Here is a 26,458-nt window from a genome sequence, read left to right as displayed (position 1 = left end):
GAGCGTGTTTGGGTCGGGTAAAAACGTACAACTTACTATCCCCACCTTTGAAAAAACCCAGGTAGACGTATTTCAACGGCCATGTCAATATCCCGGTGCAGGCACTACAGAAATGAGGAATGTACTTCCACTCACTCGACCTCCACAACCACCCGGCGGAAGGAGGTCAGGGCCGGGTTGCCCGCATCTGTCACTTCCAAAATAACGTGCAGTATACTGCCTGAAGCGTCGGCAGGTATTGATAACTCCGCCTCTGCCCGATCAGCGTTCTTTAAAGAGAGGCGACCGGGGTAGTTACCCGCCTCCCAGTAGTTCCACCACTGGTACTTCAGAATGTCGCCATCGGGATCTGAACTGGCGGCAGAAAGCCGCAGTCGATCGCCTGCTCTGGATTTTATTTCCAGTACCCCCTTACCCTCTTTCTGATTGACAATGACCTGCGGTGGATGATTGGCGCTCGCATAATCCTTTACGCACCAGTCCATCCGGGCGGCAAAGTCGTTTTGGAAGTGCATTCGCCACCTCGAAACACTCAAACGCTCGTTCCTTACACCTTCCCGGAAATCGGCGGCATCGGTATACAAATTCTTTCTCAAAACCCGAAAACGCCCGCCAAATCCGCCCCAATCGGGACGTTCGGGTACATTGAGGCCATTGGGAAGTAAGGCCAGAAAAGAGGGGGAGTCCCCTTCCTTCATACCCTGCTTTCCCGAGGCATCGGCAGGATACTGCGCCCCGAGCGCACCGTGGTTCCGAACGACATGGGAAAGTACCCATTCGTTGGTGGTAAGGGATTCATCACCCGTCATGTACATGCCCCGGTAGGCTGCATATTCACGAACTTTCGGAATGTGCGGATAGCCGAAGTTCACGAAACCATCGCTCACAAAAAACAACCCGGGGAAGTGCTTCCAAATCCATCGCTGATGCCCGTCCTGGTTACCAATGGTATGAATTCTAAGCTTGCTTACGAAAGACTCTGTCTCTGCTTTGGAACGTGTTTCCCTTACTTTCCAGAGTGCCTGGGCCAGCTCGCGCTGACCGCCCCAGACGGTGACCCAGACGGGTCGCGGATCGGGTCGGCCCACCACCTCGATGAGCCAATCGGATGCCGGAGTATCGTGACCCTCGCCAATGTTATGCTGGTCTCCACTTCCCGTATGAACCAGTGAACACAGGTACTTAGGCGTCGGGAAAGCGGCGGAATGCTTGCGTAAGTTTTCGAACACCTGCCCGTAAGCATCGATTTGCTGATGAATCAGTTCGGGACGCGTGTCCTGTCCGTGCTCCAGTCGGCTGCTGGTCAGGAAACCTTCCAAATCAAATTGATCGCTGTGTACCAACAATCTCACCAAACTCTGCTGGTCATCGGGATCGCCACCGATATCGGTCATTACGATCAGTCGAGGTTTGTCGGGCGTTTGAGAGAAAGCGGTGTTTCCTGTAAGCAGTATGAGCAATAGCAAGAAAGGCACGGAGCGAGTCATGGTACTTATAGATAGATTGAGGTTAGCTTAAGATTCTAAACTGCTGCGGTGCACCGGTGATAAGCGGCACAACGTTTCTGTTTTTTCAAATTTACAAAAAGCAGCAGGAAGCAATCGTCGCGCTGGGTTTTACTCTGTGTCGCTACACTGTTCGCAGATACTTTAACCGTACTTGCTCAATTCCTTCCAGCGATGGAATTATCTGATTGAGCAACGTCTTCCGAACCAGTACTTTGAAAGTACACTCCATTTCGAATTTTTGCTCCCTGACTTCTAAATCATAGCTTTTGATAACCCGACTCACCTCGCTCGTTGCCTCGTAGGGAAAGCTGATTTTGTACTCGTCTCAGACGTGCTTTCCATTACCATAGCCTCTATCCACACTCGTAAGAACCTAACTGAGAGTACTGTATATTCTTTCATATCCTTCTTAGCAGCGGATAAATTTTACAATTAATTAATAGTGGTTTCAAAAAATATCCCCATATTTAGAAAATTTTATTAACCACAATTAACTTACAGTTGTCATGCAACTTCTCCCCCCCCCCACGCAAATCAAGTAGTCTCTCGGTTTCAATCCTGAAACGCACTCTTGTTCTGTTTCTTTTCGTATTCCCATTTAGCTGTAACCGCAGCCCTGACATCCTGCCCCAAGAATCCAGTAGCACTTCACTCACGATCGATGAAGCAAAGGATTGGTACGAAGAGAATCAAAAAGGTGCCCGGATAGCGGGGCATGATAAGAAAGTGATCTGGGAAGATGCCGTCGAAAAACAGGCAGACGAGCAGCAGAGCCTTGTGGTAGTACCCATCCTATCGCCCGAAACGCAGTTGAAATTTTCGATGAAGACCGATAAGAATGGGAAAAAGAAGAAAGCGGAGAATACGTATATCAGTGCCGACGTAAAAACCAGCCTTGTATTTTTGAAAAAGGGTGAAAAGATCGATGTGCTGGAAATGAGGCTGATCAGGGATGAAGACTACTACCTCAAAAAGAAAGAAAAGAAAATAGATAGTAAGGATTTTGACGGGTTACTGTATCTTTTCAATAGTGAAGAAAAGCTAATATCGGGTGCCCAGTTTAAGAATGGTAAGGTAGTTGGCACTATAGGCGCACCAAACAAGCGTGGGCGAACCAGCTATATGCTGTTGGAGGTTTGTACCGATTGGTACACCGTAGTGACGACTGTGAATGGAGAGGTGCTAGGCTATGACCTCGAGCCTTACGATACAACCTGCGAGAATGTAGTCATCGACACGGGTAGCCCGGATCCTTCGAACTCTTCTTTTTTTGTGACGGCCCTGGAAGGCACATCAGGTGGCGGGGGGAGCAACAACGGGTCTCTTAATCAGTTGTTGCAGTTGCCCTATATCTCAAATCTATGGAATAGTTTGAATAACTATGAAAAAGACTACTTCACAGACAATTACTGGCTTTTGCCAGGGGCGGCGTTAGCCAAGATGGAAGCGGTATTTTCCGTAAATCTGCTTTATTGCAGAGACGACGACAATGGAAACTGGAATGCTTTTAAACATGCCTTTTGGGCTGCCATGCTTTGTGAGCATGTAGGACCTTTTCAGGCTCTTATTATAACAGATCTTCATGAATTTAATAATGGTAATGTACCTTTTAATGACTCAAATTATATGGATTTTGACAATGATACGTTGGGTATCAATACGTACAAAGCAATAAAAAATGCTATGTATTTTTTAAATTATCCGGCTAGGCTGGCATATATTACTGGTGCAATTATTAGTAAGATTGATGCTGGGCTTGGAACTAGGCTAATATCTGAAAATAACGGTCCACTTACTTCTGTTCCAACTACCGATGAAGACCGTTGTAAATAAAATTAATCACGACTCATGAAAAACCTTTTTTTTTCAATTCTCATTTTTTGTTTTATTTCTTGTAGATCAGGCAATCCATATGAGTTTGCTGAGTTCTACGTAGACGATGTTTCCAAAGAACAGGAGTTCATTGATTCAACGTCTGCTTTAGCGGGTAAACTGCCCTTTACTAAGCATGAGAAAATGGAGCTTCGATTACAGGGGGAGTTAGATTCAGGGGCGTTGATTCGATTTTACACCTATCCAGACTATATGTTAATCAATGATTTCGATTTAGTAAAAGGGCAAAATTCAATAATTACCGAGTATGGAAAAATAGCTATCGAGACTAATCCTGACTATTATAACGGAGACACCTTGGTAATCCTCTATGTTCCCAAAGGAGCTACCCGAGGGCACCTGAAAATAAGTACTAACATTCTTTAAAAATCAGGACGAATATTAGTTGAAATAGAAAACGGCCTGCCTTTCCATGTAAGGGCAGGCCGTTTTCCTCTATGATGAGGACTTTAAGCCATTCTCAGGTAAACGACTTTTACCTTTTCAATATCTTCAAAGGCTGGCACCACCTGATTGAGCAGCGTCTTCCGAACCAGTACTTTGAAAGTACACTCCATTTCGAATTTTTGCTCCCTGACTTCCAAATCATAGCTTTTGATGACCCGACTGACCTCGCTGGTCACGTCGTAGGGAAACGTAACTTCGTACTCGTCGCAAACGAATCGCTGGACTACTACCGCTTGCTCCAGTGCGACTTCGGTGGCGGTTTTGTAGGCGTTGATGAGCCCCGGAATGCCCAGCAGCGAACCGCCAAAATATCTCACAACTACCACCAGAACATTGGTCAGATCGTGGGAATACAGCGTATTCAGGATAGGCCTCCCCGCAGACCCTGACGGTTCGCCATCGTCGTTGGCGCGGTATTGATTTCGGTCCAGACCCAGCCGATACGCATAGCAGTGGTGGACGGCTTTGGGGTGTTGCTCGCGCAGATTAGCCAGTATGGGCTTGGTATCCTCTTCCGATTTTATCGGATAAGCGAAGGCATAGAACTTGCTGCCCCGATCTTTAAAAAGTCCTTCGGCGGGCGCCTCAATGGTACGATAAAAATCATCAAACAGCATCGTTGGCCTTTCTTTTTATTCGTAAGATAATCACCGCGTAGATCAGCGCCACCAGACCAAACCCGGCCATCACTGAAAACGCTAGCGGTAGCCGAGCCACATCATTGGCGAATATTTCTGCCGACAGCAGGGCACCGAGGCCGATGCCCGCTTCCATCGAAATGTACATCGTCGCCATCGCCCGTCCTCGGCCATCCTCTTCGCTCAAATCTACCGTCCAGGCTGTGAGAATGGGCGAAAGAATCCCCGTTGCGAAGCCAAAAAACACGGCTCCAGTAAAAAATAAAGCCGACGACGCGGCGAAACCCGTGCAAAGCATGGCAATGATTAACATCGAGCAACCAACTACCACCACCTCCACCCGCCCGTAGCGATCCGAAACCCGGCCCGCCACCAGCCGGATGAACAGCGACGTGAGCGTATATACCAAGAAGAAAAGACCATGATTGTGCAGGTCCAGCGAATCGCTGAAATCAGGAATCAGGGTAAGTAACGCCCCAAAGCTGAAGTACGTCAGAAAGACAACCAGCGAAGGTGAGAACACGCGCGGCTCGAAAACGTCTTTTCGGGTAATCCTGAATGCCTCCCAGGAAAGTCGCGACGGATTCGGCAGCGTTTCTTTCATGTTTAGTAAAATGGCGATGGACAGGAAGGCAGCGAAGGAAGAAGTATAAAACAGCGTGTTCAGCGAGAAAGCGTTGGCCACCCAACTCCCGATGGCCGGACCCAACGCCGCACCGATGCTGACCGCCATACCGTAAATTCCCAGTGCTTCGCCCCGTCGGTGCGCGGGGACAATGTCGGCAATGTAAGCCGCTGTGCCGGTAGGTTTGAAACCCGTAGAGAATCCGTGTCCCAAACGCAGCAGCAGGAAAGGGACTACGGTAATAAAAATCGGATACAGAAAGCCGCAAACAACGCATACCAGCGAGCCGAACACCATGACGGGAATGCGCCCGATGCGGTCGGTCAGGCGACCGCTGAATGGGCGGGAAATGCCCGCAGTAAGTGTGAATAAGCTGATGATAAGCCCCTTGTATTCGGCGCCGCCCATACTGGTAAGGTAAGCGGGTAGTTCGGGGATAAGCATATTAAAACTACCAAAGAACAGGAAAGAACTCAAGCTGAGCAGCCAAAACTGGGTAGTGAAGATGCGCTGCGGTGCGGTATTGGGCGTACTGACGTCTGCCGTGACGGGTGGTTGCATGCTGCAAAGTTAGCGGAGATTTCGATGGACAGAGCCAAACCGCCTTCTAACAATTTTCGTTAACTTTGCGTGCTTAGTACGATTCAGTACCTACTGCGCGTTAGAATTATCGTGAAGCAATCGACAAAACAGAGGCTGGCTATTGGCTTATTGCTGCTCATGTGCATAAAAGCATGGGTGATGCCGCTGTTGTACCTCGACTATGAGCTTCGCAAGGAATTCATCATCGATAATTATTGCGTTAATAAAAACCGCCCCGAGCTGCACTGTGATGGCAAATGCTACCTGGCTACCCGCCTGGCCGCCGTACAGGAGCAGGAGCAAAAGCAAGCCGAGCGCAACTTTGTCTTTAAATTACTGGAAAACGTTACAGACTGCCGGACGTTCTTTGCCAACTTTTCTGCACCGGAGTACCTGACTGGTGACCTGGCAAAAACTTCTTTTTCTTACTCTCCCTCTTCTTTTGACGACGCGGCTTTGTCCGGCGTCTTCCATCCCCCGCAGTTAGGCTAATGGCTTGCTGGAAAATAGTTTTCGACGGAATTTTTCCGTGAATTCGATTTGTCGTGAAAGCAAACGCTGCTTTTTGACGATCTCTTTTTTTCCAGTACATCCAATTAAAGCGCGTCAGCCTTTCGGCATGGGGCACTACTTCCCTTTGATATCCAATGAAATATCTGATTTTACTACTTTTCGGACTACTAGTCCTGGCTTGCCAGCCCAAGGAGAATCCTCCCGCTCCGGCGGAGGAGAAACCTTTGTTTGCGCGCCCGGCAAATTTCCCGGAACCCGTCTATCAGATTGAACTCAACCAACCCACGGAGGCTGGTTTCACGTTAGGCAAGACACTCTTCTACGACGGCTTGCTCTCGCGGGACAGTACCATCGCCTGCGGCGAGTGCCACCGCCAGCCAAACGGGTTCACGCACCATTTGCACGACCTGAGTCACGGCATCGGCGGTCGCACAGGACTGCGCAATGCGCTGCCGCTGCAAAACCTGGCCTGGCTGCAACGCTTTCAGTGGGATGGCGGCATCGACAATCTGGACGAACAACCCATTTTTCCGATTGAGCATGCCGATGAAATGGATGATACAATGGACAACGTGGTGAAGAAACTCCGCGCCACCAAAAACTACCCCGGACTTTACGAAAAGGCTTTTGGCAGCGAAGAGATTACTTCCGAAAAAACGCTCAAAGCGCTATCGCAATTTATGCTCACGCTGGTTTCGGCAAACTCCAAGTACGACCAGGTAGTGCGGAAAGAGAACGCCGCGACGTTCACGGCCGAGGAACTGGCGGGCCAGAAGCTCTTTGCGAGCAAAGGCTGCCAAAACTGCCACGCGGGCGAGCTTTTTACCGACCAAAGTTTCCGTAATAACGGCCTTTCGCCTTTCCAACGGTCTAAGGTCGTGTACGAAAACGGCAAACCCACAGTGCAGGTTGTGGTGGACGAAGGGCGGTTCCGCATCACAGGCCAGTCTGAAGACCGCTACAAATTTTTGGTACCCAGCCTGCGCAATGTGACCGCCACGCTGCCCTATATGCACGATGGCCGCTTCAAGAACTTAAAGGAAGTCCTGGACTTCTACGACAGCGGCATGATCGACAGCCCTACCTTGGATCCCTTTTTCCGGCGGTCTGATGGTAAGCTGGGGATCGCTTTGAGCGAAGACGAAAAGACTAAGATCATCGCCTTCCTCAACACGCTGGCAGACACAGATTTTTTAACTAACAGAAAATTCGCCGAGCCGGAAGGGTTTCCGGTGCGGTAAAAATCAGTCAAATCCATATCAAAGATTTTAACCAAAAAATGAAAAAGACTTTCAATTACATTCTGGGCATTGTATTCGCCTCGGCCCTGGTAGTGGCATGTACCAACGACAACGTCGACCCTATCGACAACAGCACCAACGCTGTCACGCTGGAATTCGACAATCGTGTGGGAGCGCAGAAAATGACTTTGGGTACGGGTACTTACAAGAATGGTTCGGGCGAAGAATTCACATTGACAACCTTCAACTACTTCATCAGCAATGTGGCTTTGAAAAAAGCTGACGGAACTGTGGTGAAGTTCCCCGAGCAGTACTTTCTGATTCGCCAGGCTGACCCCAAAACCTGGATGTCTAAGTTGACAGATGTCCCTGCGGCAGACTACACCGAAATCAGTTTTCTGATTGGCGTAGACAGTACCCGCAGCGTTGCGGGTGTCGATAAACGGACGGGCGTCCTCGACGAGTTATCCTACGGAGACGATGGCATGGCGTGGAGCTGGAATTCAGGCTATATTTTTGTAAAACTGGAAGGAACGTCGCCCGTGGTACCGCTGAACTCAGCGGGCAAACGTGCCTTCGCCATGCATATAGGGGGCTACAAAGGCACAGCCAACAATCTCCGCACGGTCACGCTGCCCCTAAAAACCCAAGCCACCGTGCGCAAAAGCATTTCACCCACGGTTCATCTGGTGGCGGATTTTCTGAAAGTTTTCGACGGACCGAACACGATCAAACTCGCTGAAACCAACAGCGTACATAACCCTGCTGTAGCCGGACCAATTGCCGATAATTATGTGAAGATGTTCGTAGTGGACCACGTCCATAACGATTAAATAAACGGGGGGAGCGGCCAGTGGGCTGCTCCCCTTTTTTCATTCCTATGAAAAACTTTGTAATGATTGGCCTTTCGCTTTGGCTGGCGGCAGGATGTACCCCGACGGATACTGCCGAACCGGAAGTACTATTCAAAGTACCTGCCAATTTCCCCGAGCCACTCTATAATTTTGAGGCAAATCCCATCACCAACGACGGCTTTGAGCTGGGAAAAGCCCTTTTCTATGACCCTATCCTGTCGCGCGATGGTTCTATTTCCTGTGGCGAGTGCCATAGCCAACCTTCGGGCTTCACCCACCACGGCCACGACCTCAGTCACGGCATCGACAACCGCAAGGGGACACGTAATTCGCTGCCCGTCCAGAACCTCGCCTGGGAGTCGGAGTTTTTCTGGGATGGCGGCGTCATCGACCTGGACCGGGTTCCGATTGCGCCCATCGAGAATCCGGTGGAAATGGATGAGAAAGGGACAAATGTGCTGGAAAAACTACGTACTTCACCGCGTTATCCGGCGATGTTCAAGCGGGCCTATGGTTCGGAAGAAATTACCTCCGCCAAATTCCTGAAAGCCCTCTCGCAGTTTATGCTCACGCTGGTATCCGCAGATTCGCGCTACGACAAGTTCGTGCGTAATGAAGGCGAAACGCTCACGCCGGATGAGTCGGCGGGGCTGACCATTTTCAAACAAAAATGTGCCTCCTGCCACGCGGGCGAGCTTTTTACCGACCGCAGCTACCGCAACAACGGCATTGCCATTCAAGGTGATGACGAAGGTCGCTCACGGATAACCGCCAATGAAGCCGATCGAAACAAATTTCGGGTGCCGAGCCTGCGCAACGTAGCCGTCACCGGCCCGTATATGCACGATGGTCGTTTTTATACCCTCGATGCCGTGCTGGATCACTACGCCGAAGGGGTGCAAGACACCCCTAACCTTGATCTCTTATTGAATCAAAATGGCCAGCGCGGGATCGCGCTCACCAAAGATGAGCGGCGGCAGGTCGTAGCCTTTCTCCATACACTCACAGACGATACTTTCTTGAAAAACCGGAAATTCTCACAAAACTGAAAATGAAGAAAATACTTTTACTCTTACTCTTTTTGATTCTGAGAGCAAGTGCGCCCGCCTGGTCCTGCGATGCCTGTGGCTGTGCCAATAGCGGTTCGTACTTCGGGCTGATGCCCCAATCGCACAAGTCGATGCTGGGAGTCCGCTATTCGCTGCTGAATTTCGAAACCCATCCCGGCAGCGAGTACTTCCACACCAAGGAGACATTCCAGGTTACGGAGCTATATGCCCGATTTTATCCGGTCAAACGAGTGCAAGCGATGGTTTTCCTCCCCTATCGCAGCGACCGCCAGATTACCCCGGCGGAAACCAAACGACAGCACGGCCTCGGCGACGCCACGCTGCTGCTCAACTACAATCTGCTGAACACCTTTATGGACAGCGACAAGAACCACCATTTCAACCATAGTCTGCAACTCGGCGGAGGGATAAAAGTACCCACGGGCCGCTTCCACTACGACGAGAATAACCCGCTGGCCGTAGCCAACGCCAACTTCCAGCCCGGAACGGGAAGCACGGATTTTATCCTGAACGCTTTTTACACCCTCAACGCAGGGAAGTGGGGTACTTTCCTCACGCTGTCCCAAAAGCTGAATACAACCAACGTGCGTGGCTACCGTTTCGGTAACCAAACCTACGGCAGCGCGGATGTTTTCCGTACTTTCACGAAAGGTACTTTGTCAATAATGCCACATTTGGGCCTATACGTCGAGCATTCGGCTTTTGGTACGCAGGATGGCCGTACCGTCCGCGAGTCAGGCGGCGATCTGCTGAATGGCACAGCGGGCGTCTCGCTCTTCGCCAATCGCTGGACCGCCGGGATCAGCGTTCAAAACCCGCTGGCGCAAAATCTTTCGAGTGGAGAGGTAGTAAGCAAAGCGCGGGGAATGGTGCAGGTGGCGTGGCTGTTTTGAGGAAGAATTTAGATTTGGGGAATATTTTCGGAACTTCGCCGTAGAGATTTCACCCAAAAACGGTTACCAGACTAATCTCAAAACCATGCATATTAAAATCGGCACGCGCGGCAGTAAATTAGCCTTATGGCAAGCGTATTACGTAGAAAAACTCCTGCGGGACGGCGGCATTTCCACCGAAATTGTCATTATTGAAACCAAGGGTGATAAAATCCTGGACCGGGCATTGTCCAAAATTGGCAGCAAAGGAGTTTTTACCGAGGAGCTTGAAGAGCAACTTCGGAGTGGCGATATCGACATCGCTGTCCACAGCGCCAAAGATTTGCAATCGGATTTGGGGGAAGATTTTGAAATTCTGGCTTTTACGGAACGCGAAAAGGTCAACGACGTTCTGATTAGTCACAATACTGACCTTTCCCTGAGCCAGCAGGAACACTTCGTCATTGGTACTTCCTCCACCCGGCGTATCGCTACGCTCAAGCATTTTTATCCTCACCTGAAAACGGTGGATATGCGAGGCAACCTGCAAACCCGCCTCCGTAAATTGGAGGAAGGCCACTGCGACGCCTTGTTGCTGGCCTACGCGGGCGTTCACCGCATGGGCTACGACGATAAAATCGCCGAGTACCTTTCCCTTGAAGAATTTACACCCGCCGTGGGACAAGGTAGTGTGGCCATTGAATGTGCGGTATCACTGCCTACCGACAAAAAAGATGCTCTCGGCAAATTACTCAACCATGTCGAAACATCGCTTTGCCTCCGCGCCGAACGCGCTTTTCTGCACCGTTTACAGGGCGGTTGCAGCGTTCCGCTTTTCGCCCTGGGTACCTTGGTCGAGGGGAAAATTCATCTGAGGGGCGGCGTCGTGAGTCTCGATGGCAGCGAAATGCTCCGCCGCTCCATTCCCGAAGGTTCTCCGGCCCATCCCGAAAAAGTAGGACAGGCCTTGGCTGAAGAATTGCTGGGTGCCGGAGCCGACCGGATTTTGGAAGAAATTAAAAACGCACAAATAGACGTCACCGACTTGCGGTAATTCAGGCCGTTTGGCCTGTTATGTAAGCATTAGCCTTCGGGCGAACCTTATGGGTTCGCCCAAGCATTCTTATAATCCTGAGCGTACGGGGCCGCCCGAGCGGTCGAAGGGCTTACTTCCAAAACTCTACGCCCGCCAACCGCTGTAATTCCAGCCCATTCATAAAGATCTGGTACTGTAAATTTACCTGTCCGAGCCGCGCTTCCTCGATACCCGTTTGGGCGCTTTCCAGTTCCACGGCAGTGATAGTGCCATTCGCCAGGCGGTTTTCGGCAATAGCCAGAGCGCGGTCGGCCTGGGTGAGTTGGGCTTGCAGACTTTGCAACCGGGCCTCGTTGCTGCGGCGGTCGGCCAGAACGCTTTCCATGTCCTTGCGAAGGTTGGCGCTCACGGCTTCGAGATTATAATCGCTGGCCTGACGGCTGATTTCGGCGGCCTTACGCTGTAAGTCGTAACGCTTGCCTGCATACAGCGGAATCGTTACCGCGATACCCGCCGCCGTATTGGGCCGGAGGATGCTGATGTCCGGTACATAGCCGTTTTTAACTCCCGCCGAAGCATTGAGTAATAGGGTAGGCAGATGGGCCTTTTGGGCAATGGCGATTTCTGTTTCGGCGCTGCGAATCCGGTCCTGAGCCAACAGCAATTCCTTATTTTGCCCTTCAGCTTGCGTCATCAAACTACCCACAGGTGCTGGCATGGTGGTCGTCTCCGGCGTAGAGAATTCAGCAATTGTCAGGTCTTCGCGGGGAATCCCCGTCAGGTAGGCGAGCATGATCCTTTGCTTTTCGATTTGATTCTCAAAGTCAATTTTGCGGGTCTTGGCCGTTTCGAAACGTACTTTCTGCGTCACGATGTCAAATTCAAGCGCGTCGCCATTCTGGTAACGAACGGCAATTTGCTCAATGAGTTTGGCCGAAGTGGCGATCACGTCGTCCTGTACCTGAATGCTTTTTTGTAAAAAGCCGATGCTGTAGTACAATTGCGCGACTTGGTAAGCGAGATTCTGCTTGGTCAATTCCAGGCTGTGGCGCTGGGTTAGTACATTTTCCCGCGCCTGCCGGATGCTCAGATCCGTTTTGCCAAAATCATAAAGCGCATAGCCAGCCGACACATTGAAGTTATAGTTGTTGTGCGGGATAAATTGCAGCGTCTTCGGTCCGTCAGGCGTCGGCAGTGCCGCCTGCGCCACGGGTGTCAGGTAGGTATAGCTGAGATTGCCGTTTACAAATGGGAGCAGGGCAGTTTTGGCAATATCCACCCGCATTTCTCCACTCTGAATCAGCCGCTCGGCTTCTTTCAATTTGGGAAAATTCTGAAACGACGCCTGCACCAGATTATCCAGTTCGGCGGGACTCTGAGCGTGTGCTTTGCCCAACAATACGCTTAGCAGAGCGATGACAAAAAATGATCTTTTCATATTTTATTTCTTGATTTTCAAGTTTTTAGATAGATTTTCTGCGGAGTTTCTCAGATTGTAGAAATCTTTGACCTTTAAACCGGTAACCCAAAATCAGTGGGCTGCCTCCGCCGCCATCTTCGCCTGCGCGGCGGCCTCTTCGGCGGTTTTCTTTTTGGTACGCATAAAAAATAAGAGTGGCATGATGGCGATAAAGAAAATCGACACAATGCGGAAGGTATCCAGGTAAGCCAGTAAATAAGATTGCTTGTCCACCATCAGCCCAAGTTGGCGGTATGCCTGCGCCGTGGCCTGAACCGCATCACCCGAAACCGACATCATGCCCCGTTTGAGTGTTTCGAGGCGGTCGACGAACAGCGGGTTGGCCGGATCCATATTAACCATAAGATCGGAGCGGTGCTGGGCGTAGCGCTGCACTACGAAATTATTGGCCAACGCGATACCGAATGCCCCGCCAAGCTGTCGGATCATATTATTGATGGCGATTCCCGCCGGGTAGTCCTTCGGAGACAGTCCAGCCACCGCCTGGTTGATCAGGGGCAATTGGAGCATTGAAATTCCCGCCACCCTAAGCAGCTGCACCGGAAACCATTGCCACTGGCTGGCGTCGGCGGTGAAGTTACCGGCCTCGAAGCCGAAGACGATCATCAGGATCATGCCAATGGTAATGAACGGCAAAGGCGAGGCGCCCGCCGATAATCGCTTTCCCAGGATAGGCATCAGGATGACTCCGGCCATCGTCGGCCAGAGGAGCGAAAGACCCGTCATGGTGGCAGTATAGCCGCTGATACGCTGTACCAGAACCGGATACACGAATACCGACGTGAACAGACCGATGCCCGCAACAAAGCTCAAAATCGTCGTCAGGGCTAGTGTCCGGTCTTTCATCACCCGGATGTTCACCACGGGCTGGTCAGTAGTAAGTTCGCGCCAGATGAAGCCTATGATGCCGACGACCGCCGCCGCGACAAAGCCAATGATCATTCTGGAGTCGAACCAGTCCTCGGACTCGCCTTTTTCCAACACGAATTGCAATGAACCCACGCCTACCATCAATAGCAGAATCCCGAGGTAATCGATTTTAATTTGTGCTTTTCTCTTGCCTTCACCTGCCCTTTGGTCTATATACAGGTAGGTAGATGCCGCCGCCAGAATCCCGATGGGAATATTGACAAAAAAGATCGCCGACCAGTGGTAGTTGTCAATGATCAGCCCTCCGACGTAAGGGCCGAGCGTGGGCCCCAGGATGATGCCCATACCAAATAAGCCCGAAGCCACGCCGCGCTTCTGCGGCGGAAAGGCATCAAAAAGCAGGCTTTGCGAGGTAGACAGAAGCGCACCGCCTCCAATGCCCTGAATGAAGCGCCAGAACACCAGCGTTGGCAAGTCGCCCGAGGTACCGCAGAAATAGGACGCGATCGTGAAGATAACAATTGAGGTGAGGTAGTAGTTTTTACGACCAAAGTACTCGCCCAGAAATCCCGTCATCGGGATGATAATAACGTTGGCGATGGCGTAGGATGTAATAACCCAGGCCACGTCCTCGATCGTCGCACCCAGCGACCCGGCCATCTCATTCAAGGCTACGTTGACGATGGTCGTATCGATGAGTTCCATGACCGAAGCCAGAATCACCGTGATTACGATAATCGCCTGTTTGGAACCGGTGGGCGTCGCGTGAAGTGTTTGTGGATTGCTCATTTTGCTAATAATCCAGGTCTTACTCTTAATTGATCTTCACCACGGCCTCCACGCTCATGCCCACCCGCAGGCGGTCCTTGAACTGATCGCTATTTTCGATTTCAATCTTTACGGGAATCCGCTGCGTTACTTTCACGAAATTGCCGGAGGCGTTGTCGGGGGGTAGTAGTGAGAATTTCGCCCCGGTAGCTTCTGATATCTCGGCCACTTTGCCCCTGATTTCCAGGTCAGGAAAAGCATCTACCTTCACTTCGACGGGCTGCCCGACGCGGATATGGGTCAACTGCGTCTCCTTGAAATTGGCCGTCACCCAGATATTGTTCCCGTTCACGATCGTAAAGAGCGTCTGTCCGGGTTGCACGTACTGTCCCACCGACACATTATTGGTTCGGCCAGTCTTGCCATTGATCGGCGCGGTGATTTCGGTATATGAATTGCGTAGTTTGGCCTGATCAAGAGCAGCTTGCTTCACCTTTAGTACCGCTTCCATTTTGCGGATGTTGGCTTCTGCAGTGTTTTCTGCAACTTTGGCCTGGGTAGCCTGCGCTTGCAGGGCGGTGAGTTGACGGTTTTGAATTTCGTTGGCCGATTTGGAATCTTCCAGCGAGCGCTTGGTGATCGAGCCACCCGTGAACAGATTCTGGTCGCGTTGCAAATCGCTCTGCGCCTTGGTTTGGCGACTAGCCTGCACATCCACGTTGGCGCGGGCTACTTTAACCGATTCGCGTGAGTTGAGCAGGCTGGCTCTAGCCGTTTCAAGGTCAGCCATCGACTGAGCGTAATCGGCTTCCGCCTGCGCTACAGCCAGTCCGTACTCGGCGGGATCGATTTCAAGAAGCGGCTCCCCAGCTTTGACTTGCTGGTAGTCAGTCACGTTCAGCGTTTTTACATAACCCGCCACGCGGGCCAGTACCGGGGCCGTGCTGCCATCAATCTGGGCATTGTCCGTAGACTCTATCGTCTGATTGTAGCGATAGGACCGGAAGCCATACAGGGCACCGCACAGCAAAACAATACCGATGACGATACGGGGGGCAAATTTCTTGATAGGGTTAATTTTCGTGGTTGTCATGCTTATATAGTTATGGGTAAGTAGGTCAGGTTAATTATCTGGTAAAATCCGTTTCAGTGTTTGTTTTCCCTTTTCGCTCGTTATATAAAGTAAACTAGGTTGACTAACTTTGCATCCACAAAGGTAAACTAGGTTGACCATAAAAGTCAATTCAGTTGACCATTTTCAGGATTAAATTTGTATTAAAATTTGATTACTAGCATTTTAACCATGAAAATCACAAAAAATAAAATTGAGAAATTCGATTTTGAGCGCTTTCATTCCATCCGCCGTCGCTCATTAGGAAGGTTGTCGTGGCGGCTGAAACGTTACCTGGATCGTAACATGGAACCGTTGATGGCGGCACGAGGCTACGGAGATTTCAAGATGGGGTCTCTGGCTCTGCTGGCTAATTTGACGGAAGAGGGGATCACAAATACCGAATTGGCAAAAAAGGCTGGTATCAGCAAGCAGGCGATGAGCAAGGTGGTGAAAGAACTCGAGGAAAATGGCTATATCACTACCCAACCCCACGAGAGCGATGCCCGCTCGAGCGTAATTTTTCTGGACGAACGCGGTAAAGAGCTCTTCGTGGACCTCAATGAGGTAATGAACACCGTTCGTGCCCGCATGAACGAGGTGGTAGGGGAAGAACGCATGGAGGAGGTGATCGACGTTTTGTATGAGCTTTTGGAGGTACTTGAAAATGATGGCTCAACCGTTTGAACTGAAATTTTTTTGTGCTGAGAAATATACATGGCACAATTATTTCGTAGAAAAGTCGCGACGTTTATGAATGCCCGTTAATTAAACCCGCCCCCAAGTTGTTTACTCAAACCCCGAAAAAATCATGATGAAAATGCGTAAAGTTGTTTCTTACCTGTTCCTGATTGTAGGAATCTCCTCGTTTTACGGTTGCTCCCGCAACCCTGTGACGGGCAAACGTGAACTTATCCTGATGTCCAAAGAGCAGGAAATCGCGCTGGGCAAAGAGTCGCACCCATCGGTAGTAGCCTCGATGGGTCTCTATGAAGATCAGGGCCTGCAGGCATTTATCAACCAAAAAGGTAAAGCGATGGCTGCCATTTCGCACCGCCCCGACCTACCCTACCAGTTCTTTGTGGTAGATTCACCTGTGGTGAATGCCTTCGCAGTACCAGGAGGTTATGTCTATTTTACGCGCGGTATTATGGCGCATTTTAACAACGAAGCCGAATTCGCCGGGGTGCTGGGCCACGAAATCGGTCACATCACCGCCCGCCACTCGGCCCGACAGCAGACCAGCCAATTGCTCGGCCAGTTGGGTGCGATTGCGGGTACGATTGCCCTGCCCGAAATGGGCGAAGTAATTCAGGCGGGCGTTGGGTCCCTTATGCTTAGCTACAGCCGTGCCCACGAAACCGAATCGGATGAGATTGGCGTTGGGTATTCCAGCAAAATCGGCTATGACGCTCACGAAATGGCCGATTTCTTTGGTACTTTAAAAAAACTAAGTGATGCCAGCGGCCAGATTATTCCCACCTTCCAGTCTACGCACCCCGATCCGGGCAATCGTCAAAAGAAAGTGGATGCCCTGGCTACCAAGTACCAGCAGGAGAATCCTGGTACCTATGAGGTAGACCGCAACGAGTATCTCAAGCGCATCGACGGGATCATCTACGGCGAAGACCCCAAGCAGGGCTTCGTGGAAAACGATATGTTTTATCACCCTGTCCTGAAATTTCAGTTTCCGGTACCACGCAACTGGCAGCATCAGAACTCACCCACGCAGTTTCAGATGGCTCCAAAGAACGGCAAGGCAGTCATGATTTTTACGTTGGCGCAGGGAAATTCACTGGAAGAAGCCGCGCAGGCCACTTTGCAGGGTATGGGTCTGGAAGCGAAAGACAGCCAGAAAGCAACAATAAATGGCAATCCGGCCCTGGTCGTAGTGTCGCGGCAGGCTCCTCAGCAACAACAGCAAGGCCAGCCTCAGCAACAACAAACGGCCCAGAACACGGTGCAGGTAGCTACCTGGTTTATCCAGTATGCCGGCAATATTTATGCTATCCACGGTATGAGCTATGTCGCCGATTTCGACAAGTACGCAGCTGATTTCAAGCAGGTGGCCGAGGGTTTCCGTACGCTTACCGACCGCGACAAGCTCAACCGGCAACCCGAGCGCATTCAGATAAAAAGCGTACAGCGCGACGGTACTTTGCAGAGTGCTCTGGAAGCTTATAAAATGCCAAGCGATAAAATGAAAGAATTGGAGATCCTGAACGGAATGGATTTGAAAGATCCCGTAACGCGGGGAATGATGATAAAAACGCTGGGTAGATAATTGGCGCAGTAAACAAAAAGTACCCCGGCTCAGGTAGAGCCGGGGTACTTTTTTTATGCCTTGATAAATTACACCTCACCCCATCAGGCAAGTACCCCTTCTTCAATCTCTTCCAGGTTGGGTAGTTTGATTTTATTCAGAAGTTGTTCTTCCAGCAAATCGGCCCAGGCATTGATGTATAGTATCACATCATCACGGAAATTATGCCGGAGGTACCGCTTCTCCCTAGGCAGGCGCTCCAAGATCCGGCGATCGGTCAGCCTTTCCAGATGTTGCAAATCGCTGGAAGTAAGTCCGGCTTCGAGCATATCAGCGATAAGCAAATCCATTGGCAGACCGCTGGTAGGGCAATAGTCGTTCAACTGTTCCTGCCAGTCGCCACGGCCGACAGCCAGAGCATGTTCATGAATTTCAGCTTTGGTAAGCGTGGTAAGCTCCTGCGCGAGGTTGCCACAGTTACAGCTTCCCATGTGCCCCCACTGGTAGGGAGCCCCCTTTTGGAGCTTTGCTGCAGTGCGGCGGAGTGCGTCTATTAATGTCAGGTTAGGTTGAGCCATTTCAATTGATTGATAGTGGAAAGTTGACAATGGGCAGCTTATTTAACAAGCCGGAAACTACAATTCCATTGAGAATCGGTCTATCTTTAATACCTTTTTTCGCCAACAAATGTTTTCCACAAACAAGCAAAAAGGGCATCCCGGGGTGGCCTTTTGCCAAAAGCTGACGGCTGCTATCAGGCCGCGGCGTAGGCTTGAGCCAGCTCTACCAAATCTTTATCATTTACTTCTTTTTTAACATCAGCTACTGCCAGAAAGCGATCGTACACTTCGTTCAGGGCGTCTTGCTCGTAGTTGAAACCCAATAATTCCATGCGGTGCTTCAAAGCATGACGACCGGAGCGGGCAGTCAGCAGAATATCTGATTTATCCACACCCACGTCGTGTGGATTCATGATCTCGTAGTTGAGCGAATGCTTCAGAAAGCCGTCCTGATGAATGCCCGACGAATGCGCGAAGGCATTGCGGCCGACAATAGCCTTATTAGCCTGGATGGGCATCCGCATCATTTTGGATACCAGCTGGCTGGTCGGATAAATTTTCGTAGAGTCGATACCGGTGGTCAAGCCCAATTCCTTGTGTACCTGCAGCGCCATCACCACTTCTTCCAGTGAAGTGTTGCCCGCGCGTTCGCCGATGCCGTTCATGGTCACTTCCACCTGTCGTGCTCCTTCACGAATGCCGGACAGCGAATTGGCGGTAGCCAGCCCGAGGTCGTTATGGCAATGAATCGAGATCGTCGCCTTGTGCACATTCGTCACGTTTTCAAAAATATAGCGAATTTTCTCACCGTACTCTTCGGGCAGGCAATAGCCCGTCGTATCCGGAATATTCACTACCGTAGCACCCGCCTTAATGACCGCTTCTACGAGTTGGGCCAGGAAAACCAGATCGGCCCGGCCTGCGTCTTCGCAGTAAAACTCAACGTCGTCCACCAGATTACGGGCGTACTTGGTGGCGTCGATGGCCCGCTCAATGATTTTTTCGCGGGTGGTGTTGAACTTGTGCTGTATATGAATGTCAGATGAGCCGATTCCGGTGTGAATCCGGCCCCGCCGGGCAAATTTCAGGGCATCGGCGGCTACGTCGATGTCGCCCCGCACGGCGCGGGACAACGCACAGATCGTCGGTTCACGGACTGCTTTGGAAATCTCGACGACCGACTGGAAATCGCCCGGACTGGACAGAGGGAAACCCGCCTCGATCACATCCACGCCCAAAAGCTCCAGCTGTTTCGCTACGACAACTTTCTCTTCCGTAGTCAATTGGCAGCCGGGTACTTGTTCGCCGTCGCGCAGGGTGGTATCGAAGATATAAACTCGCTGACTCATTAGTATGGGGTAATTTTTAGATAAAGAAGTACGAAAATAGTGTTTTCTAATCAATTAAAAACCCTTCCTCTGGTGGGAGAAAGGGTTCCTGATATGCCAAACCAAACCTTTCCCATTCGCTAAAAAGCGATTAGCAGCAGGTCGATCAATAGGTTGGCTCGTTTGTTTTGCATGAATCTATACGTTGGCGAAATTTCGCTCACTGCGATTTTCCTCCGCAAAGTAAGACGAAGAATCGAGATGTGCAACCCCCTCCCCTGAAAAAATACCACTAGCGGTAGTTGCACGGTCGTGGCTAATCACCTTTTTCAACTACCCGAACAATCGTTTTTAAACGTACTTCCCATCTACATCCTTTGCCTCGGCAACCAATTCCTTTACCTTCTGCTCCTCGTCTTTACGGCAGATCAACAGCACACCGTCATACTCGGCTACTATAAAGCCCTCCAGGCCGTTGATAACTACCAATTTGTCTTTTGGGGTCTTTACGATGCAGTCTCGTGTTCCGTGCAGCAAAACCGTTCCTTCGACAACGTTTTCATTCTCGTCTTTCTCCGATATCTCGTACAGCGACTTCCAGGTACCCAGATCTGACCAGCCGAAACTCGACAATACAACGTGAACATTGTCGGCTTTCTCCATGATACCGTTGTCGATCGAAATGCTGCCGCAATGAGAATATATTTTGTTGATGAAAGGGATCTCGTCGGGCGTGTAATAATGGGGTTCACCTTCCTCAAAAAGCTCCGCTATGTCAGGAAGGTATTTTTTGACGGCCCTCTTCAATGTCTGAACATTCCAGACAAAAATTCCCGCGTTCCACACAAATTCCCCGCTTTCCAGAAACTGCTCAGCCAGTTCGAGATGCGGCTTTTCGGTAAATGTTTTCACCTTTTTCACCGTCATCTTGTCGGGTATGTACTGGATGTACCCATAGCCCGTATCGGGGCGGGTGGGCTGAATGCCCAGTGTTACCAGAACATCGTTCAGGTGAGTGGCCCCCAAAGCCACACGGATGGTGTCGCGAAAAATTTCTTCTTTCAGTATGATATGATCGGCGGGGGCCACAATGATATTAGCGTCGGGGTTGCGTGAGCCGATTTTATAGCTGGCGTAGGCGATGCACGGCGCGGTGTTGCGGCGGTGGGGTTCGAGCAGAATCTGATCGTCAGTCAGGAGCGGAAGTTGCGCTTTGACTAAATCTTTATACTCGCTGCTTGTAACTATGTATATATTTTCCATGGGACAAATCCCCTCGAATCGCTCGGCAGTCTGTTGCAGCAGTGATTTTCCGGTGCCAAGCACATCGTGAAACTGTTTGGGAAAGTTTGTGCGGCTGAAAGGCCAGAAGCGGGTTCCGACTCCGCCCGCCATAATAATTACATAAGTATTTTGCATGAAGTTGATAGCTTTGAGGATGACATTTTAAGTTTAAAACAAATCTACTGCTTTTCTTTACTGATAAAAGCGTCGATTCGGGTCTGTACGTTCTGCCGCACATTGGCCCAAAATAAATTGATGTCGGCGTTGTGCCAGTTTTTGTTGCTGATAAAGGCACGGCCCTTAATGTATGGTTTGCTGATCCACAAGAGTCCTTCGTGGCACTGCGCATCGGCAAGTTGAGGGTAGTAGGTGTACTTCAAACCTACCCCACCCAGATTTTCCTTTTGCGAAACATAGGCATCGTCGGTCTTCCAGGAAAGCGGATTGGTACAGACGGCGGTATTCACTTCCTTTTGGTACCAGTCGGGATAGTAGTTCTTGGCAAAAGTACGCCACGATACGAAACACCGGGTCTGGCCAGGCGCGCCACCCGGCGGAATTGTCCTGAATTCGTCGGGCTGAACGGGCATCCCAATGAGGTAGGCTACCACGAGCTGGTCACCCAGCGGCTTATTGTCGAAAAATTCCTTCATCAGCCTGACGGCATGGAGCGTCCCCTGACTGTGGGCGGCAATGACGATGGGGCGTCCCTGATTGTAATGCTGCAGATAATATTCAAAAGCAGTCCGAACGTCGGCGTAGGCAAAATTCAGCGCCTGGACCTTATCGTCATTATTTGGGGTCAGGAAAGCGTAAAAGTGCGCCTGCCGGTAGCGGGGCGCATACACCCGGCATGAGCCGTTGAATACGGAGGCCTGGTTGAGAATGGTACTTTCGTCAGTGGCGAGATTCAGAGCGGAGTCGGCCAGGCTGGCGTTCCAGGGAAACCGGCCGTCGGGAGACTGAACGTAGGTAGTGGGATAAATGAAAAAGACATCAGCGCGTGCGCTGGCTTGCTGATCCTCAAAATCGGAGCGCAACGGTACACGATCGGCAGCGTCCGCCACCTCAGGCAAGGCGGCCCAAGTACTTGTCAGCGCATAATCGGGTAATGGATTCGGAATTGGTTTCGCATAGGGCACCGTAATCACCGACTGGCCACAAGCATCTTTTTCCGGTCCAAGAGCCAGGCATATCAGGGAGATGAAGGTAAGCACCAAGCGCAAAGCAGAATTAAGGATGATTCGTTGGATGCAAGAAAGGCACAAATTGTAATTTTTTGATAATAAAAAGAAAAAATTGGACGGAGACGTTACTATTCGATATTATTACGTTCAAATTAGTATAAAATCATCAGCCCATTAAAAAACACCATCCAATTTGAAAAAGATGAACAAACTATTTACAAAAAATGCACGGCTTGCCACCACACTCCTACTCGTGCTCACACTTGGTTCGCTGGCCTTTGGCCAGGATGCATCCACAAAAGTAACCGGAAAAGTAACGGATGCCGCTACCAAAGAAGGCCTGATTGGCGTCAGCGTTCAGGTGAAAGGAAAAGTGATCGGGACCATCACCGACGGCGACGGCAAATTCGAATTCAACACGACTACCACGCCACCCTTCACGCTGGTGATCACCTCGGTAGGCTACGAAACCCAGGAGGTTGCCGTGGGCAACAACCAAACCAACATCGCCGTAAGCCTGGCCGAGCAGGCCATTATGGGTCAGGAAGTGATAGTGTCGGCCTCGCGGGTGGAAGAGAGCATTCTGCAGTCGCCCGTAGCGGTAGAGCGCATGGATATCAGAGCTATTCAAAACACACCTGCGGCCAGTTTCTACGATGGCCTGGCCAACCTTAAAGGTATCGACATGACTACCCAGGGGCTGCTGTTCAAATCCATTAACATGCGTGGCTTCGGCGCCACGGGCAATCCCCGCACGGTGCAGATGATCGATGGCATGGATAACTCCGCGCCTGGCCTGAATTTCCCGATTGACAACATCGTGGGCATTCCCGAACTGGATCTGGAAAGCGTGGATGTACTGCCGGGCGCGGCCTCGGCCCTTTATGGACCCAATGCCATCAATGGTTTGGTACTTATGAACAGCAAGAGCCCATTTCTGTATCAGGGGCTGAGCGCGGCGGTGAAGACGGGCGTCATGAGCGCCAGCAATCGCGATGTGGTCACGACTCCCTTTTATGACGGCAGCATCCGCTACGCTAAGGCTTTCAATAACAAATTCGCCTTCAAGGTAAATCTCTCTTACATTCAGGCCCAGGACTGGCAGGCCACCGACTACACCAATCTAAACGTGGGCGGCGTCCAGGATGGCACACGAGGCGCGGGGGTTGACAATGACTACGACGGGATGAATATCTACGGCGATGAGGTGCAGGCCAATCTCCGCACGGTAGGACAGTCACTGGTTACCCGGAACCTGATTCCTGCGGCGGCGCTGGGACTACTGCCGGATGTGAATGTAAGCCGGACGGGATATTATGAAAGGGACCTGGTTGACTACAACACCAAATCTTTCAAATCGAATCTGGCCCTGCATTACCGCATCAATGACAAAATCGAGGCTGTGGCGCAGGTCAACTACGGCTCGGGGACTACGGTTTATACGGGAACCGGCCGCTACTCCCTGCGAAACTTCAATATCACTCAGGGCAAACTGGAACTTCGAGGTGATAATTTCACCCTCCGTGCCTACACTACGCAGGAGCGCTCAGGTGGCTCCTACCTGGCCGGCCTGGCGGCCATCTCCATGCTCAACGAAGCTACGGACCACGCTACCTGGTTTGGAACGTACGCGGTCGCATTCCTGCAAGCCCGGCAAGCTGGGGTAGCCCAGGATCAGGCACTTATCGCCGCCCGCAACTTTTCTGACCAAAGCATGCCAGCGCCAGGGTCAGAAGCCTTCGCCGCTTCACTCGACAAATGGCGCAGCACCCCGATTTCGCAAGGAGGTAGTAACTTCACCGACAAGACGAACCTGTATCACGCCGAAGGACTTTATAACTTCAAAAACCAGATTAAAGTCGTCGACTTACTTGTCGGGGCGAACGTACGGCAGTACCAGTTGCGCTCCAACGGCACACTCTTCGCCGACACCAAGGATGGTCGCAACGGAACTATTGGTATCACGGAGTACGGCGCTTTTGCGCAGGCCAGCAAATCTGTTTTCCAGGACCACCTGAAACTCACGGGTTCGCTGCGCTACGACAAAAACCAGAACTTCGACGGCCAGTTTACCCCCCGCATGTCGGCGGTGACGACTTTCGGCAACAACAACATCCGGCTATCGTACCAGTCGGGCTTCCGCATTCCCACCACCCAGAATCAGTACATCGACCTGCAGACGCCCAATGCCATCCTGATCGGTGGCTTACCCGAATTCAATCAGCGCTATAATCTGGGAAATGGAATTCTGCGCCAGAACCTAGACCCGGACTATCTTAAAAGCCTGATTGCCAGCGATCCCAGCATTATTCAGGCTGCCACGCAATACGCCACAGCGGCCATAACCCAGCAAGTAACGGCCGGCGTTACGGCGCAAGTCAACGCCGGGGTTGCTGCCGGACAAATCCCCAATAATCCGCAGGCGATCGCAGCGGCCATTCAGCAGGGGGTGGCAGGAGCGTTACCAGGAGCATTACAACAGAACTTACAGGCCACCGTAACGCAGGTCGCCCCTGCTTTTGCCCTCGCCAAAGCTCCCAAGTACCAAGCTCCGGCGCTCAAACCCGAGCGGATTGCTTCCTACGAGATTGGCTACAAGGGAATCATCGCCAAGAAGCTATTTGTAGACGCCTACTATTATTTCAGCCAATACACCAATTTCATTGGAGGAACGATCATTGTAGTACCGACCGCACCCGCCGCACCGGGCCTACCGATCGAGTCGGGCGTGAGCAGCGCCAGTACCCGCGTAGCTTACTCGCGCCCCGCCAACACCAACGAGAAAATCAACGTGCAGGGCTTTGCCATCAGCGCGGACTACTCGCTGGCGAAGGGGTACTTTGTGGGAGCCAATATGGCCAATAACGAACTGCAAAATTTCGTAATAACGCCTGAGCAGCAGTATGCGGGCTTCAACACGCCCAAGTACCGCTACAACTTGAAAATTGGCCGCCGCATCGGTAGTTCCAACCGCGTCGGATTCAACGCTTCCTTCCGCCACCAGGATGCCTTCGTGTGGGAATCAGGCTTTGTGCAGCCCACCAGCGCCGATGTAGTCGACCTCTTCACTAACACGACGGTAAAGGCCATCAACAACCTGGATGCGCAGGTAAGTCTCAAAATGCCCGGCATAAAATCTATCGTGAAGGTGGGTGGCACCAACCTCTTTGGTAAGCCTTACGTACAGGCCTACGGCAGCGCGTCGGTGGGCTCGATGTACTACATCTCGCTGACGTTCGACGAATTATTGAACTAGGGGCTGGTTTTTACGGTAGGCTTGGTTACGGTCTGTACCTGAGGTTTCCTTTTACTAAAAAAGCGCGGGCATCTCTCTATCGGGGAAGCCCGCGCTTTTTTGCTTTTGGGCAGCTATTCCTTCACCAAAAAGAATTTTTGATTTGTCGGGAAATTATCAGATTTTGACGCTCAGCTTTTTTTGTAAAAAAACCGAGATAGTATGTCCAAAAAGAACCGCGCCGGGATTGTCTATTCCACCGACCCGAATTTTGAGTTTCAAACCAACGACGGCGATGAACCCGAGACGTTACCTCCGGCGCAGCAAGACCTGCGCGTGTGGCTCGACCGAAAAGGCGGGGGCAAAGTTGTGACTGCGGTAAAAGGATTTGTGGGAACGATGGCCGACATGGAAGCCCTTGGCAAGCAATTGAAAACGGCCTGCGGCAGCGGCGGTACCGCTAAGGATTACGAAATTCTCATCCAGGGCGATCACCGCGACAAAGTGGTTACTTGGTTGCAGAACAAAGGCTACAAAGCCAAGAAGGCAGGGGGTTAAAATACCGCCGTACTATCCGCGCGCTGTTGCTCAACGGGCGCCGGGGGCGGCAACTGCTGTTGCTGAGGCTGCTGCTGGTACATGGGATTTTGCTGCGGCATGACGGGAGTATCCAGCAGTTCTACATTGGTTATGAAGTACTTGGTGTCGCCATTCCAGGGTAATATAAAGAATTTCTCTTCGTAGGTAAGCGAAACCCGGCGCCCGGTTTTGATGCCTTCTTCAAGTTTGGAAACCGCCGCTTCATTATCCGCATCGACCGAAAAATCCCACTGGTTGGCACTGAGCGTCCCCCCTCCTTCAAACAAACCGCCGACGTTCAATACGCCTTCGTGGGTTTTGAAGACAAAGCCACGTTTGCTGAGCTTTATGACAAATCCTCCGCGCTTCCCTTCGCTATAATAGCCGAAGGTGAGATAGTAGAATATACCGAATACGATCAGCAGAAAGATTCCAAGTATGACCCATTTACGCATGGTGGTGCTGTTTTGAGGAGTTTAGACATTAAGCGACAAAGTAACAAAGCGACAAAGTT

At 51.1% G+C, this 26,458-nt stretch carries 23 protein-coding genes; 12 read left to right on the top strand and 11 right to left on the bottom strand.

The features are described from left to right. Nucleotides 1-131 precede the first annotated feature (131 nt). Entirely contained in the window at nucleotides 132-1,487 is a 1,356-nt protein-coding gene (locus IE117_RS23410; protein ID WP_189567961.1) for a DUF1593 domain-containing protein, read from the bottom strand. 522 nt (nucleotides 1,488-2,009) lie between these two features. Between IE117_RS23410 and IE117_RS23405 the strand changes: the two genes are divergently transcribed. Both IE117_RS23405 and IE117_RS23400 read left to right on the top strand, forming a co-directional pair. Beyond that, a complete protein-coding gene (locus tag IE117_RS23405) occupies nucleotides 2,010-3,341 on the top strand; it encodes a DUF6973 domain-containing protein (protein WP_189567959.1) in 1,332 nt (443 codons plus the stop codon). Between the two features lie 15 nt (nucleotides 3,342-3,356). Beyond that, a complete protein-coding gene (locus tag IE117_RS23400) occupies nucleotides 3,357-3,767 on the top strand; it encodes a hypothetical protein (RefSeq protein ID WP_189567957.1) in 411 nt (136 codons plus the stop codon). Between the two features lie 83 nt (nucleotides 3,768-3,850). Here IE117_RS23400 and IE117_RS23395 read toward each other — a convergent pair whose 3' ends face one another. Beyond that, entirely contained in the window at nucleotides 3,851-4,465 is a 615-nt protein-coding gene (locus IE117_RS23395) for an IMPACT family protein (protein ID WP_189567955.1), read from the bottom strand. Continuing rightward, a complete protein-coding gene (locus IE117_RS23390; protein WP_189567953.1) occupies nucleotides 4,455-5,672 on the bottom strand; it encodes an MFS transporter in 1,218 nt (405 codons plus the stop codon). The genes IE117_RS23395 and IE117_RS23390 overlap by 11 nt, the downstream gene beginning before the upstream one ends. A 69-nt stretch (nucleotides 5,673-5,741) precedes the next feature. Between IE117_RS23390 and IE117_RS23385 the strand changes: the two genes are divergently transcribed. From IE117_RS23385 to hemC, 6 genes are all read left to right on the top strand, one after another. Beyond that, entirely contained in the window at nucleotides 5,742-6,185 is a 444-nt protein-coding gene (locus IE117_RS23385) for a hypothetical protein (protein ID WP_189567951.1), read from the top strand. 155 nt (nucleotides 6,186-6,340) lie between these two features. Further along, nucleotides 6,341-7,447 (top strand): cytochrome-c peroxidase, encoded by a 1,107-nt coding sequence (locus IE117_RS23380; protein WP_189567949.1) that lies wholly within the window; start codon nucleotides 6,341-6,343, stop codon nucleotides 7,445-7,447. Nucleotides 7,448-7,485: 38 nt separating this feature from the next. Further along, nucleotides 7,486-8,280 (top strand): MbnP family protein, encoded by a 795-nt coding sequence (locus IE117_RS23375; protein WP_189567947.1) that lies wholly within the window; start codon nucleotides 7,486-7,488, stop codon nucleotides 8,278-8,280. Nucleotides 8,281-8,327: 47 nt separating this feature from the next. Then, complete coding sequence (locus IE117_RS23370; RefSeq protein WP_189567945.1) at nucleotides 8,328-9,350, top strand: cytochrome-c peroxidase; 1,023 nt, start codon at nucleotides 8,328-8,330, stop codon at nucleotides 9,348-9,350. Between the two features lie 2 nt (nucleotides 9,351-9,352). Next, a complete protein-coding gene (locus tag IE117_RS23365; RefSeq protein WP_189567943.1) occupies nucleotides 9,353-10,264 on the top strand; it encodes a hypothetical protein in 912 nt (303 codons plus the stop codon). An 85-nt stretch (nucleotides 10,265-10,349) separates the two neighbouring features. Then, a complete protein-coding gene (gene hemC / locus IE117_RS23360) occupies nucleotides 10,350-11,297 on the top strand; it encodes a hydroxymethylbilane synthase (protein WP_189567941.1) in 948 nt (315 codons plus the stop codon). Nucleotides 11,298-11,409: 112 nt separating this feature from the next. Here hemC and IE117_RS23355 read toward each other — a convergent pair whose 3' ends face one another. The 3 genes from IE117_RS23355 to IE117_RS23345 all read right to left on the bottom strand — a co-directional run bounded on the left by IE117_RS23355 (nucleotide 11,410) and on the right by IE117_RS23345 (nucleotide 15,490). Then, complete coding sequence (locus IE117_RS23355) at nucleotides 11,410-12,717, bottom strand: TolC family protein (RefSeq protein ID WP_189567939.1); 1,308 nt, start codon at nucleotides 12,715-12,717, stop codon at nucleotides 11,410-11,412. Between the two features lie 93 nt (nucleotides 12,718-12,810). Next, the gene (locus IE117_RS23350) at nucleotides 12,811-14,418 is read right to left on the bottom strand and encodes a DHA2 family efflux MFS transporter permease subunit (protein WP_189567937.1); all 1,608 of its coding nucleotides are present in this window, start codon (nucleotides 14,416-14,418) and stop codon (nucleotides 12,811-12,813) included. Between the two features lie 25 nt (nucleotides 14,419-14,443). Further along, complete coding sequence (locus IE117_RS23345; RefSeq protein ID WP_189567935.1) at nucleotides 14,444-15,490, bottom strand: HlyD family secretion protein; 1,047 nt, start codon at nucleotides 15,488-15,490, stop codon at nucleotides 14,444-14,446. A gap of 210 nt (nucleotides 15,491-15,700) precedes the next feature. On the opposite strand from IE117_RS23345, the gene IE117_RS23340 reads away from it, so the two are divergent. Together IE117_RS23340 and IE117_RS23335 are read left to right on the top strand one after the other, a co-directional pair. Next, entirely contained in the window at nucleotides 15,701-16,195 is a 495-nt protein-coding gene (locus IE117_RS23340; protein WP_189567933.1) for a MarR family winged helix-turn-helix transcriptional regulator, read from the top strand. Nucleotides 16,196-16,322: 127 nt separating this feature from the next. Continuing rightward, the gene (locus tag IE117_RS23335) at nucleotides 16,323-17,792 is read left to right on the top strand and encodes a M48 family metalloprotease (RefSeq protein WP_189568101.1); all 1,470 of its coding nucleotides are present in this window, start codon (nucleotides 16,323-16,325) and stop codon (nucleotides 17,790-17,792) included. Between the two features lie 83 nt (nucleotides 17,793-17,875). Here IE117_RS23335 and IE117_RS23330 read toward each other — a convergent pair whose 3' ends face one another. The 4 genes from IE117_RS23330 to IE117_RS23315 form a co-directional block, all read right to left on the bottom strand. Continuing rightward, the gene (locus tag IE117_RS23330) at nucleotides 17,876-18,349 is read right to left on the bottom strand and encodes a hypothetical protein (RefSeq protein WP_189567931.1); all 474 of its coding nucleotides are present in this window, start codon (nucleotides 18,347-18,349) and stop codon (nucleotides 17,876-17,878) included. Nucleotides 18,350-18,525: 176 nt separating this feature from the next. Next, nucleotides 18,526-19,680, bottom strand: coding sequence for a 2-isopropylmalate synthase (locus IE117_RS23325; protein WP_189567929.1), 1,155 nt, complete (start codon nucleotides 19,678-19,680; stop codon nucleotides 18,526-18,528). A gap of 330 nt (nucleotides 19,681-20,010) precedes the next feature. Beyond that, nucleotides 20,011-21,078, bottom strand: a complete 1,068-nt coding sequence (locus tag IE117_RS23320) for a mannose-1-phosphate guanylyltransferase (protein WP_189567927.1) — start codon at nucleotides 21,076-21,078, stop codon at nucleotides 20,011-20,013. A gap of 44 nt (nucleotides 21,079-21,122) precedes the next feature. After that, nucleotides 21,123-22,160: a DUF3089 domain-containing protein gene (locus IE117_RS23315; RefSeq protein WP_189567925.1), complete on the bottom strand. Its 1,038-nt coding sequence runs from the start codon at nucleotides 22,158-22,160 to the stop codon at nucleotides 21,123-21,125. Nucleotides 22,161-22,332: 172 nt separating this feature from the next. Between IE117_RS23315 and IE117_RS23310 the strand changes: the two genes are divergently transcribed. Both IE117_RS23310 and IE117_RS23305 read left to right on the top strand, forming a co-directional pair. After that, nucleotides 22,333-25,386 (top strand): carboxypeptidase-like regulatory domain-containing protein, encoded by a 3,054-nt coding sequence (locus IE117_RS23310; RefSeq protein WP_189567923.1) that lies wholly within the window; start codon nucleotides 22,333-22,335, stop codon nucleotides 25,384-25,386. Nucleotides 25,387-25,587: 201 nt separating this feature from the next. Beyond that, on the top strand, nucleotides 25,588-25,923 hold the full coding sequence (locus tag IE117_RS23305) for a translation initiation factor (RefSeq protein WP_189567921.1): 336 nt from the start codon (nucleotides 25,588-25,590) through the stop codon (nucleotides 25,921-25,923). Here the strand turns inward: IE117_RS23305 and IE117_RS23300 are convergent. After that, complete coding sequence (locus IE117_RS23300; RefSeq protein WP_189567919.1) at nucleotides 25,920-26,399, bottom strand: hypothetical protein; 480 nt, start codon at nucleotides 26,397-26,399, stop codon at nucleotides 25,920-25,922. The genes IE117_RS23305 and IE117_RS23300 overlap by 4 nt on opposite strands. Between the last annotated feature and the right edge of the window lie 59 nt (nucleotides 26,400-26,458).

The organism is Persicitalea jodogahamensis (assembly GCF_014651615.1).
GTDB lineage: Bacteria > Bacteroidota > Bacteroidia > Cytophagales > Spirosomataceae > Persicitalea > Persicitalea jodogahamensis.
Note: the sequence above shows the minus strand (reverse complement) of the source record. Positions and strands in the feature narration are given on the sequence as shown.